The 5,879-nt window shown below is 72.9% G+C and carries 4 protein-coding genes and 1 other RNA gene; 2 read left to right on the top strand and 3 right to left on the bottom strand.

The features are described from left to right. From WML84_RS12180 to ffs, 3 genes are all read right to left on the bottom strand, one after another. Positions 1-1,214 (bottom strand): acetate kinase (locus WML84_RS12180; protein WP_347346412.1); only part of this gene is annotated, 1,214 nt, incomplete at its 3' end. Then, positions 1,211-3,325, bottom strand: a complete 2,115-nt coding sequence (pta, locus tag WML84_RS12175) for a phosphate acetyltransferase (protein WP_347346411.1) — start codon at positions 3,323-3,325, stop codon at positions 1,211-1,213. The genes pta and WML84_RS12180, both read right to left, overlap by 4 nt. A gap of 84 nt (positions 3,326-3,409) precedes the next feature. Then, an RNA gene (ffs, locus tag WML84_RS12170) (signal recognition particle sRNA small type) lies at positions 3,410-3,506 on the bottom strand. Between the two features lie 130 nt (positions 3,507-3,636). Between ffs and WML84_RS12165 the strand changes: the two genes are divergently transcribed. Then, positions 3,637-4,635 (top strand): MoxR family ATPase, encoded by a 999-nt coding sequence (locus WML84_RS12165; protein ID WP_347346410.1) that lies wholly within the window; start codon positions 3,637-3,639, stop codon positions 4,633-4,635. Between the two features lie 8 nt (positions 4,636-4,643). Further along, the coding region (locus WML84_RS12160; RefSeq protein WP_347346409.1) for a DUF58 domain-containing protein at positions 4,644-5,879 on the top strand (1,236 nt) is incomplete at its 3' end.

Here is a 5,879-nt window from a genome sequence, read left to right as displayed (position 1 = left end):
CCGGCGGCGACGCCGAGCGTCTGCTGCGCGATCTCGAGCTCCTCGTTCGTCGGGACGACGAGGACGGTCACGGGCGAGGCATCCGTCGAGATGACCCGGATGCCGCGCTCGCGCCGCTCGTTGCGCTCGGGGTCGAGCTCGACGCCCGCGAAGCCGAGGGTCGCGACGGCGCCCGCGCGCACGCGCGGCGAGTTCTCACCCACCCCGGCGGTGAAGGAGATGACGTCCACGCCGTCGAGCTGGGCGAGATACGCGCCCGCGTAGGCGCGCAGGCGGTGGATGTACACGTCGAACGCGAGGGTCGCGGCGGGGTCGCCCGCGTCGACGCCGGCCTCCACGTCGCGCATGTCGCTCTTGCCCGAGAGGCCGAGGAGGCCGCTGCGCTTGTTGAGCAGCGTGTCGAGCTCGTCGACGGTCATGCCGGCGCGGCGGCGCAGCTGGAAGAGCACCGCGGGGTCGAGGTCGCCCGAGCGCGTGCCCATCACGAGTCCCTCGAGCGGCGTGAGGCCCATCGAGGTCTCGACGGAGTCGCCGCCGTCGACCGCGGTGACCGAGGCGCCGTTGCCGAGGTGGAAGACGAGCTGCTTCAGCTCGCCCAGGGGGCGGTCGAGGAACTCGGCGGCGGCACGCGAGACGAACTGGTGCGACGTGCCGTGGAATCCGTACCGGCGGATGCCGTATTCCTCCGCCACGCCGGCGTCGATCGCGTAGGTGTATGCCGCTGCCGGAATGGTCTGGTGGAAGGCGGTGTCGAACACCGCGACGTGCGGCAGGTCGGGGAACGCGTCGACCGCGGCGCGGATGCCCTGCAGCGCTCCCGGGTTGTGCAGGGGCGCGAGCACCGACAGCTCCTCGATGCTGTCCACGACCTCGGGGGTGATGAGCGTGGGCTCCACGAAGCGCGAGCCGCCGTGCACGACGCGGTGCCCGACCGCCGCCGGCGGGAAGTCGGTCAGCTGCGGACCGTGCTGCGCGAACGCGTCGAGCATGATGCCGAAGCCCACCGTGTGGTTCGGGATGGGCAGCTCCTCGGTGTAGGTGGCGTCGACGGCCGCCGCGCCCGGACCCGAGAACAGCACGGTGTGCTTGGCGGCCCCCACGTCCTGCCCGATGCGCTCCACGAGGCCCGAGGCGAGCGGCTGCCCCGACGCGACGTCGATCAGCTGGTACTTGAACGACGACGAGCCGCTGTTGATGACGAGCACGACGCTCATGCGGATGCCTCTCCCTGTGCCTGGATCGCGGTGATGGCGATCGTGTTGACGATGTCTTCGACCAGCGCGCCGCGGGAGAGGTCGTTGATGGGCTTGTTGAGGCCCTGCAGGACCGGGCCCATCGCGATCGCCCCGGCCGAGCGCTGCACGGCCTTGTAGGTGTTGTTGCCGGTGTTGAGGTCGGGGAACACGAACACCGTCGCGCGTCCCGCGACCGGCGACCCCGGCATCTTGGTCGCGGCGACCGCCAGGTCGGTGGCCGCGTCGTACTGGATGGGCCCCTCGACCAGCAGCTCGGGCGCGCGCTCGCGCACGAGCGCGGTGGCCGCGCGGACCTTGTCGACGTCGGCGCCGCTGCCCGACGACCCCGTCGAGTACGACAGCATGGCCACGCGCGGCTCGATGCCGAACTGGGTCGCCGTCGCCGCCGACGAGATCGCGATATCGGCGAGCTGCTCGCTGGTCGGGTCGGGGATCACCGCGCAGTCGCCGTAGACGAGCACGCGGTCCGCGAGCGACATCAGGAAGACGCTGGAGACCACCGAGACGCCCGGCTTGGTCTTGATGATCTCGAACGACGGGCGGATGGTGTGCGCGGTCGTGTGCGCGGCGCCCGAGACCATGCCGTCGGCGATGCCGAGGTGCACCATCATCGTGCCGAAGTACGAGACGTCGGTGACGGTGTCGGCGGCCTGCGCGTACGTGACGCCCTTGTGGGCGCGGAGCCGCTCGTACTCGCGCGCGAACCGGTCGACGTAGGCGCTGTCGAACGGCGAGACGATCGTGGCGGCCTGCAGGTCGATGCCGAGCTCGAGCGCGCGGGCGCGCACGTCGCCCTCGTCGCCGAGGATGATGAGGTCGGCGATGCCGCGCGAGAGCACGGTCGCGGCCGCCCGCAGCACGCGGTCGTCGTCGCCCTCGGGCAGCACGATGGTCCGCCGGCCGGCGCGCGCGCTCTCCATGAGCTCGTACTCGAACATCAGCGGGGTGACGACCGTGGACTGGGCGAGCCCGAGCGCCGAGGTGAGCGCCGAGGTGTCGACGTGCCGCTCGAAGGTCGCGAGCGTGGAGTCGTAGCGCCGCTGCGAGTCGATCGCGAGCCTGCCGCGGGCGTTCATGATCCGCAGCACCGTCTCGTACGTGCCGAGGTCTGTCGTGACGATCGGGAGCGTCGAGCCGAGGCCGTCGATGAGGCGGTCGATCGTCTCGGGCAGCTCGAAGGGCCCGTTGAGGACGATGCCGGAGACGGACGGGAACGTGCCCGAGCTGTTCGACAGCAGGGTCGCGAGCAGCACCTCGGTGCGGTCCGCCGGGATCACCATGACGGCGCTCTCGGTGATGCGCGGCAGCACGTTGTTGAGCGACATGCCCGCCACGACGACGCCGAGCACCTCGCGCGTCATCAGCTCGGGGTCGCCCTTGAGCATCGTGCCGCCGAGCGCGCGCAGCACGTCACGCATCGACGGGGCGACGAGGAACCGGTCCTCGGGGAGCGCCCACACCGGCACGTCGCCCGCGACGCCCTTGATCGCCTCGACCACCTCGACGAGGTTGTCGGGGTCGGCGCGGTTGGCGATGATCGCGAACAGGTCGGCGTGGACCGATGCCAGCTCGGCGAGCGTCAGCGCGGTGATCTGCCCCATCTGCTCGGGCGTGCGCGGGGTCGAGGCGCCCAGCTGCTCGCTGTGCCCCTGCTGGTCGCGTCCGCCGAGCACGAGCAGCACGGGCGCGCCGAGGTTCACCGCGATGCGCGCGTTGTAGCCGAGCTCGGCCGGCGAGCCGACGTCGGTGAAGTCGCTGCCGACGATGACCACGGCGTCGCACTGCGCCTCGACGGCCTTGTAGCGCTGCACGATGCGCGACAGCGCGGCATCCGGGTCGTTGCGCACGTCGTCGTACGTGACGCCGACGCAGTCCTCGTAGTCGAGGCCGACGCCGTCGTGGTCGAGGAGCATCTCGAGGATGTAGTCGCGTTCGACGGTGGACCGCGAGACGGGACGGAAGACGCCCACCTTCGGAGTGACCCTGCTCAGGGAGTCGAGCACGCCCAGGGCGATGCTCGACTTGCCGGTGTGTCCTTCTGCCGAGGTGATATAGATGCTCTGCGCCACGCGCCCCAGCCTAGGGCGCGGGCCGATGCCACGACCACCCTCGATCCCGGTTCGTGCGCCCGCCGGCGCGGGGGCGCCCGGGGCAGAAAAGACTCTCCGCGAACCCGGCAGAGCCCGGTTACCCTTGCTACGTTTCCGTCCTGGGGGAGTTGGCCTGGATGCCGCCTCGCGGAGAGCTCCCCCCACTCTACGCGACGTCCGCGGCCTCCGTCGCCGCCCGGGATGTCGGCCGCGCGGGTTAGCATCGAAGACGGAGGCGTGCCGCAGCGCCGGACCCGGCGGACTGCGGCATCCTCGGCGGGAGGGTCGACATGCCCGAGTCGAGCGGCACGACCGCGGTCCGGATGACGGCGGACGACTTCGCGCGCGCGACCTCCGCGATCGCGGCGAGCGTCACGCGCGTCATCGACGGCAAGCCCGCCGCCGTGCGCGCCGCGCTCGTGTGCATGCTCGCCGAGGGCCACCTCCTGATCGAGGACGTGCCCGGGGTCGGCAAGACGATGCTGGCGCGCGCGCTCGCGGCATCCGTCGACGCCACCGTCCGCCGCATCCAGTTCACGCCCGACCTGCTCCCGGGCGACGTCACCGGCGTGTCGGTCTACAACCCGGTCGACCGCGAGTTCGAGTTCAAGCCGGGCGCGGTCTTCGCCCACATCGTCATCGCCGACGAGATCAACCGCGCCTCGCCGAAGACCCAGTCCGCGCTCCTCGAGGCCATGGAGGAGGGGCAGGTCACCGTCGACGGCACCTCGCACCGCCTGCCCGACCCGTTCCTGGTGGTCGCGACGCAGAACCCGCTCGAGATGGAGGGCACGTACGCGCTCCCCGAGGCGCAGCGCGACCGGTTCATGATGCGCATCTCGATGGGGTATCCGGATGCCGAGTCCGAGGCCCTCATGCTCCGTCAGCGCGACGCGGTCAACCCGCTGCGGACGATCACGCCGGTGATCGGCTCGGCCGAGGTCGCGGACCTCGTCGTGTGGGCGCGGCGCGTGCACGTCTCCCCCGCCATCGAGGAGTACGCCGTGGCGCTCGCGCGCGCCACCCGGCGCCACCCCGACCTGCGCCTGGGCGCGAGTCCCCGTGCGACGCTGCAGCTCGTGCGGGCCGCCAAGGTGTGGGCGGGGCTCGACGGGCGCGAGTTCGTGCTGCCCGACGACGTCGCGACGCTCGTCGCGCCGGTCTTCGCGCACCGGCTGATCCCGGCGCGCGGCACGTCGGGCACGCGCGGGCGCAGCGGCGCCGATGCGATCGCGACGATCCTGCGCGAGGTCGCCGGCGCCGTGCGGGTGCCGGTGGCGACCCGCTGAGGCGACCGGTGAACGCGTGGCCGCTGACCGCCCGGGGAACCGGGGCGGTCGCCCTCGCGGTCGGCTTCTTCATCCTGGCCGGCGAGTTCGGCGTCGTCGAGCTCGTCTACTTCGGCGTGCTGCTGCTGGTCGTCGTCGCCGCCGCGCTCGCGACGCTGCACCTCGCGCGCCGCTCCGAGACCGTGCTCCGCTCGTTCGACCCGGACGTCTCCGCCGTCGGCGCGGAGTGCGCGGTGACCGTGCGCATCGAGGTGCGCGGCGCGCTGCCCGCCGCGCAGGGGCGCTGGACCGACCTGCTGGCGCCGGGCCTCGTCGGCGTCGCGACCGGGGTCTTCCCTGCGCTGCAGCCCACCGCCGCCGATCGCACGATCGAGGTGGGCTATCGCGTGCGGACGATGCGCCGCGGCATCCGCTCGGTCGGTCCGCTCACCGTCGTCGTGACCGATCCGTTCGGCTTCGCCCGCCGCCGGCACGTGCTCGGCGGGCAGAGCCCGCTCACGGTCACGCCCGCGCTCGTGCCCCTCGCCGCGCTCCCGGGACTGCCCGGCGAGGCCGGCGGGAGCCTGCACTCGGCGACCCACCAGCTCGGCCAGGGCGCCGACAACCTCATCCCGCGCGCGTACGTGCCCGGCGACTCGATGCGCCGCATCCACTGGCGCGCGAGCGCGCACCACGAGGTGCTCATGGTGCGGCAGGAGGAGCAGGAGTCCACGCCCGAGGCGATCGTCGTGCTCGACCGCTCGACCCTCCGGTGGACGCGCGAGGCGCTGCAGGCGCCCGGCGAGGACCCCGGCTTCGAGTCGGCGCTCAGCGCGTGCCTGTCGGTCGTCGTGCGGCTCGTGCACGAGGGCTACGACGTGTCGGTCGTCGACACCGACGGCCTCGCGCTCGCGGAGCCGGTGCCGAGCGGCGACGAGGCCGGCGTCGAGGAGCTCGCGATCGGCCTCGCGACCCTGACCGCGCGTCGCGACGACCACCTCGCCGACCTCCGGCGCGTCTTCGCCACCGTCACGACCGGCCCGCTCGTGGTGATCGTGGGACGCCTCGACGAGTCCGACGCCGACCTCCTCCGCCCCGTCGCGGCCCGCGGGTCGCTGCCGGTGCTGCTCGCGGTGTCGCCGCAGGGCGACGCGCTCGCACGGGCGTCGGACGCCGGCTGGCGCGTCGCGACGATCGGCCCCGACACCGACCTCGCCACGGCGTGGGCCGGGGCGACCGACTGGTCGCTCGCGGACGGCGGCGGC

Origin of the sequence: Microbacterium sp. (assembly GCF_039812165.1) — a bacterium.
In the GTDB taxonomy this organism is placed as follows: domain Bacteria; phylum Actinomycetota; class Actinomycetes; order Actinomycetales; family Microbacteriaceae; genus Microbacterium.
This window is presented reverse-complemented; position numbering and strand designations above follow the sequence as displayed.

Coding starts and splice junctions, on each gene's coding strand:
- WML84_RS12165 (WP_347346410.1), top strand. CDS start 3,637: ATGCCCGAGTCGAGCGGCACGACCGCGGTCCGGATGACGGCGGACGAC.